The following is a 14548-nucleotide window of genomic DNA, read 5'->3' as shown; positions in this document are numbered from 1 at the left end:
CATGCAGGTCCAGGCTGTATCGATGTGCGGCTGCCGCCGCGTGGCGGCGTCCCGGGCGGGGTCAGAACCCGAGCCGTCGGAGCTGCTTGGGGTCGCGTTGCCAGTCCTTCGCCACCTTCACATGCAGGTCCAGGCTGTATCGATGTGCGGCTGCCGCCGCGTGGCGGCGTCCCGGGCGGGGTCAGAACCCGAGCCGTCGGAGCTGCTTGGGGTCGCGCTGCCAGTCCTTCGCCACCTTCACATGCAGATCCAGGAAGACCGGCGTGCCGAGCAGCGCCTCGATCTGCTTGCGGGACTTGATGCCGACGTCCTTCAGGCGCTTGCCCTTGGGGCCGATGATGATGCCCTTCTGGCTGGGGCGCTCGATGTAGACGTTGGCGTGGATGTCCAGCAGGGGCTTGTCCGCGGGGCGGTCCTCGCGCGGGAGCATCTCCTCCACGACCACCGCGATGGAGTGCGGCAGCTCGTCCCGTACGCCCTCCAGTGCCGCCTCGCGGATCAGCTCCGCGACCATGACCTGCTCCGGCTCGTCGGTCAGGTCGCCCTCGGGATACAGCGCGGGACCCTCGGGCAGCAGCGGGGCGAGCAGGTCGGCGAGCAGGTCCACCTGCTGGTTCGCCGTGGCGGACACCGGGACGATCTCCGCCCAGGTGATCCCCAGCTCCTTGCCCAGCTGGTCGACGGCGATCAGCTGCTCGGCCAGGGCCTTGGAGTCCACCAGGTCGGTCTTGGTGACGATCGCGACCTTCGGCGTCTTCTTGATCCCCGCCAGTTCCTTCGCGATGAACCGGTCGCCGGGGCCCAGCTTCTCGTTGGCCGGCAGGCAGAAGCCGATGACGTCCACCTCGGCCCACGTGGTGCGCACCACGTCGTTCAGCCGCTCGCCCAGCAGCGTGCGCGGCTTGTGCAGCCCCGGGGTGTCCACCAGGATCAGCTGGGCGTCCTCGCGGTGCACGATGCCCCGCACGGTGTGCCGCGTGGTCTGCGGACGGTTGGACGTGATCGCCACCTTCTGCCCGACCAGAGCGTTCGTGAGGGTGGACTTGCCCGCGTTGGGACGGCCCACGAAGCAGGCGAAGCCGGCCCGGTGAACAGCCTCGGCCGGTTCTTCGGATGACTGGGTACGAACGCTCATGGCGCCCATTGTCCCTGATCCCCGAAGCCCCGCCGTACCACGGTCGCCCGCCGGGCCCGCGACCGTCAGCCCGCGCTCACCGCGGCCCGCACCGTCCCGTCGGGCGCGGCCACCAGGACCGGCGTCTGCGGGCCGCCCAGATCGCGTACCGCCGCCCGGTCCTCCTCCGACGCCGACTCCGACTCGGTCACCACCGCCGCCGCCTCCAGCGACTTCGCGCCGGACGCCACCGCCATCGCCACCGCCGTGCGCAGGGCGCTGAGCTCCAGGGAGTCCAGGGCGACCGTGCCGGCGACGTAGGTGCGGCCGGTCTCGTCGCGTACGGCCGCGCCCTCGGGCACACCGTTGCGGGCGCGGGCGGAGCGGGCCAGGGTGACGATCTTGCGGTCCTCGGGGTCGAGGTCGGGAGTCTCGGTGGTCATGGGGTGAGCATACGTAGCCCCGCCGGGCCCCGGCCCGCTCGCCCCGTCACCGGCCGCTCTCACCCCGCCACCGGGTACATCGCCCCGCACCGCCCCTCAGGCGAGGCTGGCCACTCCGGCTTCGCCGCGGTGTTCGCCCCGTCCAGCGGCGTGTGCAGCGGCGTGTGCAGCACGATGGTCAGGTCGGGACGTGCGGGGACCTGGAGCGCCGTCGACTCCGGGCTGAGCAGGCCGGCCGGCGGACGGTCCAGCTCCTTGCGGATCTGCCCCGCGTCCTCGATGTCCCGCTCCTCCCACAGCGCCGCGAACGCGGTACCGGCCGCCTTCAGGTCCGCCGGCACCTGCAGTTCCACGCCGTCTCGGGCCGCATGCCCGGCACCATCGCCGCCGCGTCGTTGTACATCACGTCCACACGGTGCCGGTCCGGGACGCGGTGATCGTGCCGGCGGCGGCGGTGCTCGTCGCGGCCGGACTGCGGACCGGCCGGACCACGGGCTCAGGGACGGTCGAGGCGGAGACGGTCGGCACGCGGTAGACCGGCGACCACCAGGTCGTACGAGTCCTCGACGAGCTCCCGGACGACACGGTCCGGGAGCCGGCCATCGGGTCCGCCGGCCACCGTCACCGTGTTCCAGTGCCGCTTGTTCATGTGCCACCCGGGGACGATCAGCCCCGGGTGTTCGCCGCGCAGCCGGATCGCGTCGTCCGGGTCGCACTTGAGGTTGACGGTGAGCGGGCGCCCGTCCAGCGAGGTGAGCGCGAACATCTTCCCCAGCACCTTGAAGACCGAGGTCTCCGGATTGAAGGGGAAGTCCTCCACCACGGCGTTGAAGGACAGGCAGAAGTCGCGCAGTTCCCCGGGGGTCATTCGGACACGGCCTCCTCGGCCGGTTTCGCCGCGGCCACCGGCTCCACCAGCACCGTCACGATCTTGTTCCGGCGGCCCGCGGCGGCCTCCGCCGTCAGCCGCAGCTCACGGCCGTCGGGCAGCTCGACGACGGACGAGGCACCGGCGATCGGGACCCGGCCCAGCGCCTTCGCCAGCAGCCCGCCGACCGTCTCCACGTCCTCGTCGTCGTACTCGTCCAGGCCGTACAGGTCACCCAGGTCGGTGATGTCCAGGCGGGCGGTCACCCGGAAACGGTCCCCGCCCAGCTCCTCCACCGGCGGCAGCTCCCGGTCGTACTCGTCGGTGATCTCGCCGACGATCTCCTCCAGGATGTCCTCGATGGTGACGATGCCGGCCGTACCGCCGTACTCGTCGATGACGACGGCGACGTGGTTGCGTTCCTTCTGCATCTCGCGCAGCAGGTCACCGGCGTTCTTGGTGTCCGGCACGAACGACGCCGGGCGCATCGCGGTGGAGACCAGGTCGCTCTCCGCGTCCCGGCTGATGTGCGTCCGGCGGACCAGGTCCTTCAGGTACACGATGCCGACGATGTCGTCCTCGCTGTCGCCGGTCACCGGTATCCGGGAGAAACCGGAGCGCAGGGCGAGGGTGAGGGCCTGCCGGATGGTCTTGTAGCGCTCGATGACGACGAGGTCGGTGCGCGGCACCATGACCTCCCGCACGAGGGTGTCGCCCAGCTCGAACACCGAGTGCACCATGCGGCGCTCCTCGGCCTCGATCAGCGACTCAGCCTCGGCGTAGTCCACCAGCGCCCGCAGCTCCGCCTCCGAGGCGAAGGGGCCGCGGCGGAAGCCCTTGCCGGGGGTGAGCGCGTTGCCGATGAGGATCAGCAGCGACGGGATCGGGCCCATGATCCGGGCCAGCGGCAGCAGCACGTACGCCGCCGCGGTCGCCGTGTTCAGCGGGTGCTGACGCCCGATGGTGCGCGGGGAGACCCCGACGGCGACGTAGGAGAGCAGCACCATCACCGCGATGGCGATGATCAGCGCCTCGCCGGTGCCGTCGAACTGTCTCAGGCAGGCGTACGTGACCAGCGCGGCGGCCGCCATCTCGCAGGCGACGCGGACCAGCAGCGCCACGTTGAGGTAGCGCGTCGGGTCGGCGGCGACCTGGGCGAGCTTCTCGCCGCCCCGGCGCCCGGACCGTACCGCCTCCTCGGCGCGGAAGCTGGAGACCCTCGCGAGTCCCGCCTCCGCGCACGCGGCCAGCCAGGCGACCACCACCAGGGCGACGGCGCCGGCGACGAGCGGGAGGCTCATGAGACCGTCGGGGCCGGGGACGGGCCGGTCAGGCCCCGCTCCGCACGCCAGCCGTCCACGATGGCGGCCTGCAGACCGAACATCTCGGCCTTCTCGTCCGGCTCCTCGTGGTCGTACCCGAGCAGGTGCAGCACCCCGTGGACGGTAAGGAGCTGGAGCTCCTCGTCCATGGAGTGCTGCGTCGGCGCCTCGGTGCCCTGCCTGGCGGCGACCTCCGGGCAGAGCACGATGTCGCCGAGCAGCCCCTGCGGGGCCTCCTCCTCGTCCTTGGACGGCGGACGCAGCTCGTCCATCGGGAAGGACATCACGTCGGTGGGCCCCGGCAGGTCCATCCACTGGATGTGCAGCTGCTCCATGGCGCCGGCGTCCACGACGATCACCGAGAGCTCGGAGAGCGGGTGGATGCGCATCCGCGCGAGGGCGTAGCGGGCGATGTCGAGGATCGCCTGCTCGTCGACCTCGGTTCCGGACTCGTTGTTGACGTCGATCGACATGGTCGTGCTGGTCTACTTCCCCTTGGTCTTGGCACCGTGTCTCGGTGTCCGGCCGCCGTTGTGGCCGCCGTTCTCGGTGCCGTTCCTGCTGTCGTACTGCTCGTAGGCGTCGACGATACGGCCCACCAGCTTGTGCCGGACCACGTCCTGGGACGTGAGCCGGGAGAAGTGCACGTCCTCGACGCCCTCCAGGATCTCCTGCACCTGCCGCAGACCCGACTTCGTGCCGCCGGGCAGGTCGACCTGGGTGACGTCACCCGTGATCACGATCTTCGAGTCGAAGCCGAGGCGGGTGAGGAACATCTTCATCTGCTCGGGGCTGGTGTTCTGGGCCTCGTCCAGGATGATGAACGCGTCGTTCAGCGTCCGGCCGCGCATGTACGCCAGCGGCGCGACCTCGATCGTCCCCGCCGCCATCAGGCGCGGGATCGAGTCCGGGTCGAGCATGTCGTGCAGCGCGTCGTACAGCGGGCGCAGATACGGGTCGATCTTCTCGTACAGCGTGCCCGGCAGGAAGCCGAGGCGCTCGCCGGCCTCGACCGCCGGACGGGTCAGGATGATGCGGTTGACCTGCTTGGACTGCAGGGCCTGCACCGCCTTGGCCATCGCCAGGTAGGTCTTGCCGGTGCCCGCGGGGCCGATGCCGAAGACGATGGTGTGCTTGTCGATCGCGTCGACGTACCGCTTCTGGTTCAGCGTCTTGGGCCGGATCGTGCGGCCGCGCGAGGACAGGATGTTCTGCGTGAGCACCTCGGCCGGGGTCTCCTGGCCGTCGCTCTCCCCGTTCTCGCTCGCCTTGAGCATGGCGATCGAGCGTTCCACTGCGTCCTCCGTCATCGGCTGCCCCGTGCGCAGCACCAGCATCATCTCGTCGAACACGCGCTGCACGAGGGCGACCTCATGGGTGTCGCCGACCGCGCTGATCTCGTTGCCCCGGACATGGATGTCGGCCGCCGGGAAGGCCTTCTCGATCACGCGCAGGAGGGAATCCCCGGAGCCCAGTACGGTCACCATCGGGTGCTGGGCGGGGACGGTGATCTGTGCTCTCGCCTGCCCCTGCGCGGGGCTCTGGGCTGAGGGTGTCTGAGTCATGGGCCGGCGCTCTAGGCCTGCTCGTCCTCCTCTGCGGCGTGCGCCGCGTGACGGGTGTGTCTGCTGTCTCCAGCGTACGACTCCCCGCCGACAGCACCGAGTCGTTTATCCGACCGGTACCCGCGCCGTCGCCCGTCGCTCACCGTCCGTGGCGCACCTCCGTCGCTCACCGTCCGTGGCGCACCAGGTCCCGGTACCAGCCGTACGACGCCTTGGGCGTGCGTTCGAGCGTCGTGAAGTCCACGTGGACCAGCCCGAAGCGGCGGGCGTACCCCTCGGCCCACTCGAAGTTGTCGAGGAGCGACCACACGAAGTAGCCGCGCACGTCGACGCCCGCTTCCATCGCCCGGTGCAGGGCGCGCACGTGGCCGTCGAGGTAGGCGATGCGGTCCCGGTCGTCGAGACCCTCGTAGGAGCAGCCGTTCTCCGTGATCACGACCGGCGGGAGCCGTTCGCCGTAGCGGTCGCGGAAGCCGGTGAGCAGCTCCGTCAGCCCCTCCGGGACCACGGGCCAGCCGAAGTCGGTCAGCGGCCGGCCCTCGATCTCGCGCACCGAGAAGGGCAGTTCGGCCGGGAGCGTCACTCCGCCGAACTCGATCTCCGCGCCCTGCGGGGCGCCCACCCGCGTCGGCGCGTAGTAGTTCACGCCGTACCAGTCCAGCGGCTCCCCGATGATCTTCAGATCGGCGTCGACCCGTTCGGCGGAGCCGGGCATCAGCTCACCGATGCCCTCCGGGTACCGCCCGGTCAGGACGGGGTCGGCGAACATGCGGTTCAGCAGGAGGTCGTAGAACCGGGCCGCCTCCCGGTCGGCGGCGTCGTCCGAGGCGGGCCAGGTCGGGCCGTGCGAGTTGGCGATGCCGATGTCTTCCGCGCCGGCCGCCCGCAGGGCCCGTACCGCGAGCCCGTGCGCGAGGAGCTGGTGGTGAGCCACCGGCAGCGCGTCGAACAGCAGCTCCCGGCCGGGGGCGTGGACGCCCAGGGCGTGGCCGAGCAGGGTGTGCTCGGCGGGCTCGTTGAGGGTGATCCACTTGCCGACCCGGTCGCCGAGGCGCCCCGCGACGACCGACACGTACTCGGCGAACCGGGCCGCCGTGTCCCGCTCCAGCCAGTCCAGGCCCGCCGGCAGGTCCCAGTGGAAGAGGGTCGGCACCGGCCGCACGCCCGCCGCGCACAGCTCGTCCACCAGGCGGTCGTAGAAGTCGAGGCCGCCGGGGGAGTCCACCCGGGGCCAGGAGACCGAGAAGCGGTACGCGTCCACGCCCAGGCCGGCGAGCAGCGCCACGTCCTCGCGGTAGCGGTGGTAGTGGTCGCAGGCCACCGCCGCCGTCGAGCCGTCCTTCACCCGCCCGGGTCCGGCCGTGAAGGCGTCCCACACGGACGGCCCCCGCAGCCCGGCCGCGCCCTCGATCTGGTGCGCGGACGTGGACACGCCCCACAGGAAGCCCTCCGGGAACCGCGGCATCGGGTGCGCCGGCATCGCGTCAGTCGCCATGCGCGGATCATCCGTACCGGTGGTAAGGGAAGTCAACGCCCGTGCGCATGACCGCTGTTACGCGCCCTCCTTCAGCACCCGCGAGATCAGCGCGCGCTGCTCGTCCGTCAGCCGGGGATCGGCGGCGTACACCGTGTTCCCGTCCACGGTGAGCTGGTAGCTGAACCCGTCCGGCACACCGACCGGCGGGGTGGTCCGGCCGTCGGCGACCGCCCGCTCGGCCAGGGCGTGCCACTCGTCCGCGTCGGGGCGTCCCGCCGTGTCGACCTCCGCGTGGCGTTCGATGCCCGCGAAGCCTCCTGTGCGCCTCACCTGAATCCGCATGGACCCGTGTCTAGTACGGAACTACAGCGTCCGCACCCCGACCTGCTCCCAGGCCTTGCGCACCGCCTCCAGCTCGTCCCCGTCGCCGTACCGCTCCCGGGCGGCCTTCACCGTCAGCGTCGCGAAGTCCGCGAACAGCGCGTCCGCGGCCAGCTCGCCGCCGGTCAGCACGTCGTACCAGATCTGCCCGGCCCGCTCCCAGGCGTGCCCGCCGAGCTCGGTGGCGAGGAGGTAGAAGGCGTGGTTGGGGATGCCGGAGTTGATGTGCACGCCGCCGTTGTCGCGGCCGGTGCGCACGAAGTCGTCCATCGTCGCCGGCTGCGGGTCCTTGCCCAGCACGTCGTCGTCGTACGCCGTGCCCGGCGCCTTCATGGAGCGCAGCGCCTCGCCCGTCACGCGCGGGGCGAGCAGCCCGGCGCCGATCAGCCAGTCGGCCTCGGCGGCGGTCTGGCCCTGCGAGTACTGCTTGATGAGGGAGCCGAAGACGTCGGAGACCGACTCGTTGAGGGCGCCGGGCTGGCCGTAGTAGGTCAGGTTGGCGGTGTGCTGGGTGACGCCGTGGGTCAGCTCGTGGCCGATCACGTCCAGGGCCACGGTGAAGTCGAGGAAGATCTCCCCGTCCCCGTCGCCGAAGACCATCTGCTCGCCGTTCCAGAACGCGTTGTTGTACTCGCGGTCGTAGTGGACGGTGGCGTTCAGGGGCAGTCCCGCGCCGTCGATGGAGTTGCGCCGGTAGACCTTCAGGTAGTGCTCGAAGGTGGCGCCCAGCCCCGCGTAGGCCCGGTTCACCGTGGCGTCCTGGCCGGGTTCGTCGCCCTCGCCGCGCACCTCGCGGCCCGGCAGGTCGGTGCCGTGCCGGGCGTCGTAGATCGTGCGCTGCGGCTGCTCGGGCGCGGCGCCCGCGCGGGGGGCCACGGCGGGGGCGCCGATGACCGTGGTCAGACCGCGGCGGGTGCGCTCCAGGGCGTCGCGCTGGAGGGTGCGCCGGGCGGGGCCGGCGAGCACGGGGTCCGCGTTCTGGGAGAGCCGGTCGAGGACGTGGGGCGGCACGATGGTGCAGAAGACGGGCTGGAAGCCCCCGTATGCAGTCATGTCCGGCACTTTCGCACTGTGTGACCACGCTGTCACTACCTGCAACCACGATCGGTGCACAGGGGTGCGAAGGTGCCGCCGCGGTCCGGCCGGGAGTGGTATACGGCACTCTTTGTCCGCTTTCCCGCCCCGGTCCCGCATACTGATACGGACCCGCGTGACCCGCGTGACTCGGCTAAGGTGCTGGGCATCATGCGATTCGGGCTGCTTCTCCTTAGCTGCCGCGGCGAGGGCCTGTAGAGGCCGACTCCCTCCCCGCGGAGCTTGGTGGTGCCGTCGGCCGTCCTTCCGGACACGCGGACGTCGCCGACACCGCCGTCACCCGCTGACACCGCGGACATCACGAGGAGCCCACGCCATCATGGCCAACCGCCAGCAGCCCAGCCCCATGCCGACCACCAAGTACCGCGGCTACGACCAGGTCGACATCGCCGACCGCACCTGGCCGAACCGGCGGATCACCACCGCCCCCCGCTGGCTCTCCACCGACCTGCGCGACGGCAACCAGGCCCTGATCGACCCCATGTCGCCGGTCCGCAAGCGCGCCATGTTCGATCTGCTGGTCAAGATGGGCTACAAGGAGATCGAGGTCGGCTTCCCGGCCTCCGGCCAGACCGACTTCGACTTCGTACGCTCCATCGTCGAGGACCCGGACGCCATCCCGGACGACGTCACCATCTCCGTGCTGACCCAGGCCCGCGAGGACCTGATCGAGCGCACGGTGGAGTCCCTGAAGGGCGCCAGGCGGGCCACCGTCCACCTGTACAACGCGACCGCACCGGTCTTCCGCCGGGTCGTCTTCCGCGGCTCCAGGGACGACATCAAGCAGATCGCCGTCGACGGCACCCGCCTGGTCATGGAGTACGCCGAGAAACTGCTGGGCCCCGAAACGGAGTTCGGGTACCAGTACAGCCCCGAGATCTTCACCGACACCGAGCTGGACTTCGCCCTGGAGGTCTGCGAGGCGGTGATGGACACCTACCAGCCCGGTCCCGGCCGCGAGATCATCCTCAACCTGCCCGCCACGGTGGAGCGTTCCACGCCGTCCACACACGCCGACCGCTTCGAGTGGATGGGCCGCAACCTGTCCCGCCGCGAGCACGTCGTGCTCTCCGTCCACCCGCACAACGACCGCGGTACGGCGGTGGCGGCGGCCGAGCTGGCGCTGATGGCCGGCGCCGACCGCATCGAGGGCTGCCTGTTCGGTCAGGGCGAGCGCACCGGCAACGTCGACCTGGTCACCCTGGGCATGAACCTGTTCTCCCAGGGGGTCGACCCGCAGATCGACTTCTCCAACATCGACGAGATCCGTCGCACGTGGGAGTACTGCAACCAGATGGAGGTCCACCCGCGCCACCCGTACGTGGGCGACCTGGTCTACACGTCCTTCTCCGGCTCCCACCAGGACGCCATCAAGAAGGGCTTCGACGCGATGGAGGCCGACGCGGCCGCTCGCGGGGTCACCGTCGACGACATCGAGTGGGCCGTCCCGTACCTGCCGATCGACCCCAAGGACGTCGGCCGCTCCTACGAGGCGGTCATCCGCGTCAACTCGCAGTCCGGCAAGGGCGGCATCGCCTACGTCCTGAAGAACGACCACAGCCTGGACCTGCCGCGCCGGATGCAGATCGAGTTCTCGAAGCTCATCCAGGCCAAGACGGACGCCGAGGGTGGCGAGATCACGCCGACCGCGATCTGGGACGTCTTCCAGGACGAGTACCTGCCCAACCCGGACAACCCCTGGGGCCGCATCCAGGTGGCCAACGGGCAGACCACGACCGACCGCGACGGCGTCGACACCCTCACCGTGGACGCCACGGTCGACGGCGCGGAGACCACCCTGGTCGGCACCGGCAACGGCCCGATCTCGGCGTTCTTCCACGCGCTGCAGGGCGTCGGCATCGACGTACGGCTGCTGGACTACCAGGAGCACACGATGAGCGAGGGCGCCTCCGCGCAGGCCGCCTCCTACATCGAGTGCGCCATCGGCGACAAGGTGCTGTGGGGCATCGGAATCGACGCGAACACCACGCGCGCCTCGCTGAAGGCCGTCGTCTCCGCCGTCAACCGCGCGGCTCGCTGACCAGCCGAATCGGTGGTTTGGGGCCCCGCTCGCCGGAAATCGGCGGGCGGGGCCCCGTCATATACCGGCCATATATCTGTGATGGTCACGGAAAGGTCTCGTCCTGGGTACTGACTCCACGTCGCTGATGTGGCTAACATCACGCCAGCGCGACGATGCTGTCGCGCCGTTATGGAGGTGCGACGTGCTGCCTGGACGGGGACGAACCAGCCGAGCTGCCCGGCTGCCACGCATCCTGGGCACCCGCACCGCGTGGACACCCGCCGGCGACGGCGAGTTCTTCTGCCCCGGCTGCGGCGGCGACCGCAACTACACCCGGCTCACCGGCCACCGCCGCTTCACCGTGCTCGGCGTGCCCTTGCTGCCGCGCGGCGAATCCGCGCCGGCCGTCGAGTGCGCGGCCTGCCGCCGCCACTACGGCACCGACGTCCTCGACCACCCGACCACCACCCGCTTCTCCGCGATGCTCCGCGACGCCGTCCACACCGTCGCCCTCGCCGTCCTGACCGCGGGCGGCACCTGCTCCCGCACCTCGCTGGAGACCGCCGCCGTCGCGGTGCGCGCGGCCGGCTTCGAGGACTGCACCGAGGACCAGCTGAACGCGCTCGTCGAGGCGCTGGAGGCGGACACCGGCCGGGTCCACGGCGAACCCTGCGTGCCGGGCCTGGCGATAGAACTGCACGAGGCCCTGGACCCGCTGGCCCCGCACCTCGCCGCCGTCGGCCGAGAGTCGATCCTCCTCCAGGGCGCCCGCATCGCCCTGGCCGACGGCCCCTACACCCCCGCGGAACGCGACGCCCTGGCCACCGTGGGCGCGGCCCTGACCATCTGCTCGGAGGACGTGACGCGCCTGCTGGACTCGGCGGGGACGCCGTCCTGACCGAGGGCCGCTCGATGGCCCGGGCCCCTCAAGACGGGTGCGTCTACGGGGTCGTCGGGAGACGCAGGCGAAGAGTCATGCGGATCCGGTCGGCACCGGGACCGAAGTGGTCCTGGCGAGGCCCATGAGGGTCGGGCACGAAACCGAAGGATTCGTAGAGTGCCGCGGCCGGCTTGTTGTTCGGCTCCACCCAGAGCAGGACAGTGGCAGCGCCCTCGGCATGCAGGTTCTTCAGTGATGCCCGCATCAGCTCGCGGGCCAGCCCGTGTCTGCGCATGCCGGGTGCCACCCCCAGACTGAAGATCCAGCTCTGCCCCCGGTTCGGCGGTGTGGCCAGCAGATAGGCGCACAGCTGGCCGTCGCCGTCTTCAGCCACCAGCAGATGTTCTGCGAACATGTCCACGAACTGGCGCAGGACCGAGTACGGCATCGGGTCGTCGGGAAAGGCCTCCCGGTCCACGCGGAGCAGGTCGGGCATGTCGTGCCCGACGACTGGGCGTACCCGGACGGACGGAGGGTGCGGTGCTGACATCGAACCAGAATTGCCCGGTGCCTGCCACCGTTCAAGTCCCTGGATCGGGTGTCCGGCAACGACGTGCCGCCGTGCGCCCCTCATACGTCCTTTCGCCGAAGCGAATCGGGCGAGAAGAAGTTGGGGAGTGACCGTATTGGTACCGTGGGGCATGCCTTTGGGATCACCTGATGAGCAGCCACAGTTGAACGCGGACGCGCAGTGGGACGACTTCAACCCGGCGCTGTACGTCGAGAAGAACTACAGCAGAGTGCTGTCCGTCGACGAGGCGATCATGTCGCTCGTGCGTACGCACTTCGGTGATCATTTCCGTGAGCTGCCCGGCCAGTCGGTGCATGGGATCGATGTGGGTGCCGGAGCCAATCTCTACCCGGCCCTGTCGATGCTCCCCTGGTGCGACCGGATAACGCTGCTGGACCGCTCGAAGTCCAATCTGGAGTACCTGCGCCAGCAGATCGCCGGCCACGACGACGGGTGGGAGAATTTCTGGCGGAAGCTGTGCCTGGACGACGCCTACGCCGCGATTCCCGGTGGGCCCTGGGCGCGGTTGAGCGAGGTCGCGCAGGTCGCGCAGGGCGACATACTGCAGCCCGGCGACCGGCGGGGCAGGTGGCGGACCGGAACGATGTTCTTCGTCGCCGAGTCCTTCTCCACCTCCACCGACGAGTTCCACCGTGCGGTCAAGAACTTCCTGGAGATGCTCACCCCAGGGGCGCCTTTCGCAGCCGCCTTCATGGAGCACAGCCACGGCTACTGGGTGGGAGACACGTGGTTTCCCGCCTGCAATGTCAGCCAGGCCGATATCAGCGCCAGCATCAAGCGGACCACCGACTCCGTGCGCACCTACCGGATCGGTGAGCCGGGGGAAGTGCGTCCTGGCTACACCTCCATCATCCTCGCTTGCGGTTTCCGGTAAGCGGGTAGGTCTCGAAAGGCTGTTCCAGAAGGCGTGGCCGACAAGGGGGAGACGGGTGCGGATCAAGCCGCGGCAGCATTTGCTGAGCATGTGGCAGGCGCTGGCCCGCCATTCCTTCCACGAGGGGGTGTGGTCCTGGGACGAACCCGGTGGGCACAGCAGCGTGTCGGACGCCGAGCGACTGCTCTGCCTTCTCTACCCCGCCACGGAGATAGCGGCGTTCCGCCTCGATGCTCCGGACACCACGCAACCGGATGTGACAGCGGCGCTGCGCGATGTGGGGGATGCCACTGACATTCCCGTCAAACTCATCGAGGTGCTGAGCGAGTTCATGGAGCGGCATCGCTGCGGGTCGGCTCCCGCCTTCGGCGGAGGCCATCTGTTCGCGTCGGTCGACCCGGCGCGGGAACTCACGGAGAAGCAATGGGAGGTCGACATCGTCGACTCCTACTCCATGTCGGTCAGTTTATGTCTGGCCACCCTCGGCTTTCTCAAGGTGTACCGGGGAAAGGCCGGTCGCCAGGGCGTCCTTGACCGCATCGACGACCTACAGTGCGCCACCGGCGCACGGCTCACCGCCGCCTTGGTGGGCCTCCTGCGCTCCTTCACCGTCCATGTGGTCGACATCTCCTCCGACGAGGGCCGTGCCCTCGGCCGACTGCTGGGCCGGAACCGCTACTCCGACCGGCAGGTAGTCGAGCGCTTCCAACGCCGGTTCAAGTCCCTGCGCGCTCAGATCACCGAGAGTGTCGCCCTTGGTCTCGACGCCGGCGTCCGCGACGAACTGCGCAACACGAACCGCATGTTCGAGTGTGGATGGGCATGGGGTGTGGTGCAGGGCGCCCCGCAGGTCCCGTTGGATCCGGAGTCCGCGCATGCCGTCGGTGTCCAGCCCCCGGGGATCGCCCACCCCGTGCCCTGCCTCCACTCCACGGTCGTCGCCCTCGACGGCATCATCGACCTGTTGTCCGACCACACCCTTGTCCTCGGCCTGCTCAACCCCGAACAACAGAAGTTGGCTGACGGCATCCGGCTGCGCTGGGAGATAACCCAGCAGTACTGGTCGACCGTCGCCCGTTTCGAAGACGAGGCCTGGCCGTTGGAGGACATCCCCTGGCGCACTACCGTTCCGCAGTCGGAGTCCGAGTACTTCTCCCTCACGGTCGTCTCCATCGTCGTCCACGACATGATGCGTCGGCGAACCACCGATCACGACCTGTCACGCCTGGTCAGAGTCATGGAGCGCCTGGCCGAGCGCGGTCGGATCACAGGTGGCATCGGCCGCGACGACCCGGCGATCGGCCTGCACAACCCGGGGGTGACCTTGCGACTGCTGGGCAGTGAGGCGCTCGGGCCCGCCATGGCGTGGGTGATGAGTGACTTCTCGACACAGTTGCTGAAGCGTGCCGTTCAACTGTGTTCCCTGTCTCCGAACACCGCGTCCGAGGAACGACTGCTCAAGCTCGCCGAGAGCGTCCTCGACCACGTGTGGAACCGCCGCATCGAACAGGGCGAAGGCGCCGGCCTCTGGGACGATGTGCAAGCCGTCCACCCCGAGTCGCCGGCTCGAACCAGGAAGCTGTCCTGGAGCATCACGGAACGTGTCGCCGAGTGCATGGTTGCCGCACACGGCCTGTACGCGCAGCCACCGATCCGCAGTGTTCAGCTTTCCGTCCCGGCGAGGGAGGCGATCAGTGAGGCCGCCCACCTGCTGGGCAAGGAGCAGGAGGATCACCCGGCACCCGGCCCCCGGACCTCGCAGGGGCAATGGATCAGTGGCGTCGAGGCGGATCTGCGCCGCGCCCGTGCGCTGGTCGACCGGCAACCCGGCACGGCCCTCGCACTGGCGCTGGACGTCCTGGCCCGGTTGGACACTCTTGCCCGGGCCAGGAGCGCGGACTGGGAGGGTTGAGG

14 protein-coding genes and 1 pseudogene are annotated in these 14548 nt (G+C 69.9%); 4 read left to right on the top strand and 11 right to left on the bottom strand.

The window, feature by feature from the left end; genetic code table 11:
• Positions 1-181: 181 nt before the first annotated feature.
• The 10 genes and pseudogenes from era to ACIQFU_RS00420 form a co-directional block, all read right to left on the bottom strand.
• Positions 182-1135, bottom strand: a complete 954-nt coding sequence (era, locus tag ACIQFU_RS00465; RefSeq protein ID WP_402547867.1) for a GTPase Era — start codon at positions 1133-1135, stop codon at positions 182-184.
• 65 nt (positions 1136-1200) lie between these two features.
• On the bottom strand, positions 1201-1557 hold the full coding sequence (locus tag ACIQFU_RS00460) for a cytidine deaminase (RefSeq protein ID WP_402547866.1): 357 nt from the start codon (positions 1555-1557) through the stop codon (positions 1201-1203).
• Between the two features lie 59 nt (positions 1558-1616).
• Positions 1617-1987: pseudogene (locus ACIQFU_RS00455) on the bottom strand (XRE family transcriptional regulator); the annotation flags it as partial.
• A gap of 66 nt (positions 1988-2053) precedes the next feature.
• Positions 2054-2425: an MmcQ/YjbR family DNA-binding protein gene (locus tag ACIQFU_RS00450; RefSeq protein WP_402547865.1), complete on the bottom strand. Its 372-nt coding sequence runs from the start codon at positions 2423-2425 to the stop codon at positions 2054-2056.
• Positions 2422-3726: a hemolysin family protein gene (locus tag ACIQFU_RS00445; protein WP_402547863.1), complete on the bottom strand. Its 1305-nt coding sequence runs from the start codon at positions 3724-3726 to the stop codon at positions 2422-2424. Before ACIQFU_RS00445 ends, ACIQFU_RS00450 begins: the two co-directional genes overlap by 4 nt.
• On the bottom strand, positions 3723-4220 hold the full coding sequence (ybeY, locus tag ACIQFU_RS00440) for an rRNA maturation RNase YbeY (RefSeq protein WP_402547862.1): 498 nt from the start codon (positions 4218-4220) through the stop codon (positions 3723-3725). Before ybeY ends, ACIQFU_RS00445 begins: the two co-directional genes overlap by 4 nt.
• A 12-nt stretch (positions 4221-4232) precedes the next feature.
• Positions 4233-5312 (bottom strand): PhoH family protein, encoded by a 1080-nt coding sequence (locus ACIQFU_RS00435; RefSeq protein ID WP_402547861.1) that lies wholly within the window; start codon positions 5310-5312, stop codon positions 4233-4235.
• 166 nt (positions 5313-5478) lie between these two features.
• Positions 5479-6807: a GH1 family beta-glucosidase gene (locus tag ACIQFU_RS00430; protein ID WP_402547859.1), complete on the bottom strand. Its 1329-nt coding sequence runs from the start codon at positions 6805-6807 to the stop codon at positions 5479-5481.
• Positions 6808-6864: 57 nt separating this feature from the next.
• On the bottom strand, positions 6865-7131 hold the full coding sequence (locus ACIQFU_RS00425) for a protealysin inhibitor emfourin (protein WP_402547858.1): 267 nt from the start codon (positions 7129-7131) through the stop codon (positions 6865-6867).
• A 21-nt stretch (positions 7132-7152) separates the two neighbouring features.
• Positions 7153-8223, bottom strand: a complete 1071-nt coding sequence (locus ACIQFU_RS00420) for a M4 family metallopeptidase (protein WP_402547856.1) — start codon at positions 8221-8223, stop codon at positions 7153-7155.
• Between the two features lie 361 nt (positions 8224-8584).
• Between ACIQFU_RS00420 and leuA the strand changes: the two genes are divergently transcribed.
• Together leuA and ACIQFU_RS00410 are read left to right on the top strand one after the other, a co-directional pair.
• Positions 8585-10306, top strand: a complete 1722-nt coding sequence (gene leuA, locus ACIQFU_RS00415; RefSeq protein ID WP_402547855.1) for a 2-isopropylmalate synthase — start codon at positions 8585-8587, stop codon at positions 10304-10306.
• Between the two features lie 184 nt (positions 10307-10490).
• Positions 10491-11186: a TerB family tellurite resistance protein gene (locus ACIQFU_RS00410; protein ID WP_402547853.1), complete on the top strand. Its 696-nt coding sequence runs from the start codon at positions 10491-10493 to the stop codon at positions 11184-11186.
• Positions 11187-11229: 43 nt separating this feature from the next.
• Here the strand turns inward: ACIQFU_RS00410 and ACIQFU_RS00405 are convergent, their stop codons facing one another.
• Positions 11230-11718, bottom strand: a complete 489-nt coding sequence (locus tag ACIQFU_RS00405; RefSeq protein ID WP_402547852.1) for a GNAT family N-acetyltransferase — start codon at positions 11716-11718, stop codon at positions 11230-11232.
• A gap of 127 nt (positions 11719-11845) precedes the next feature.
• On the opposite strand from ACIQFU_RS00405, the gene ACIQFU_RS00400 reads away from it, so the two are divergent.
• Positions 11846-12634, top strand: coding sequence for an SCO2525 family SAM-dependent methyltransferase (locus tag ACIQFU_RS00400; RefSeq protein WP_402547850.1), 789 nt, complete (start codon positions 11846-11848; stop codon positions 12632-12634).
• A gap of 55 nt (positions 12635-12689) precedes the next feature.
• Positions 12690-14546: an SCO2524 family protein gene (locus ACIQFU_RS00395; protein WP_402547849.1), complete on the top strand. Its 1857-nt coding sequence runs from the start codon at positions 12690-12692 to the stop codon at positions 14544-14546.
• The last annotated feature ends 2 nt before the right edge of the window (positions 14547-14548 follow it).

Source organism: Streptomyces sp. NPDC093065 (genome assembly GCF_044754585.1).
Lineage (GTDB): Bacteria > Actinomycetota > Actinomycetes > Streptomycetales > Streptomycetaceae > Streptomyces.
The sequence above is the reverse complement of the archived record's forward strand: the minus strand, read 5'-3'. Positions and strand labels throughout refer to the sequence as shown.